The sequence below is a fragment of the Variovorax sp. 01N429 genome (genome assembly GCF_056399425.1).
This window is the reverse complement of record NZ_JBFTRG010000061.1, coordinates 1-623: the sequence shown is the minus strand read 5'-3', so window position 1 is coordinate 623 and position 623 is coordinate 1. Positions and strand designations below refer to the sequence as shown.

Sequence of the window (623 nt, the reverse complement as noted above, 5' to 3'; positions counted from 1 at the left end):
GGTGGTGATTCATCCAGATGATCCCAATCACCAGAAAGCTCACCACATAGGCCGCATACGACGGCCACAGATGCCCCAGAGCCCCCCACAGCGACTGCCCCGGCTCCACCTCGGGCACCTTGATCTCCAGAATCAACAGCGTGATCGCAATAGCGAACACCCCATCGCTGAAGGCCTCCATCCGCCCGGTCTCATTCACGCCCGCCTCCGCCTCCACAACTCCGTCCCGGTCTGGCGGATCACCGTACAGCGGGGAGGAGTTCCGTTCGTCGTCACTCGGCCTGCGCAGCGACTCCGTCACCAATAGGCGTGCGGATCCGCGATCTCACGCAGACGGGTGGAGACCTCGGCGCCCCCGCCCTCACCCGCCCTCGCCCGCGACCTGGTCGCCGACCTCGGCATCGCGCATCGGAACGCGCGACCACCGCGCTGCCGTGGCTCACGGAGCAGGGCGCATCCCGGCTCTCGGACCGTGGGTGGGAGTCGACCGGATCGACTCCTGCCGCTGTCGGCCATTGCGGGCGACCAGACGATCCATCCGGATATGAAGGGCACCACGCCCTCGTCGGACCTGCCGTGAGTGCGTCCGAGGAGGGAGGCGCGGCCCACCCGCTGCCCACGCC

General features: G+C 68.1%; 1 protein-coding gene. It reads right to left on the bottom strand.

Translation table 11 applies throughout. The features are described 5' to 3' along the window. The coding region (locus AC1DSF_RS30560) for a TMEM175 family protein (RefSeq protein WP_478184063.1) at positions 1 to 199 on the bottom strand (199 nt) is incomplete at its 3' end. Positions 200 to 623 lie beyond the last annotated feature (424 nt).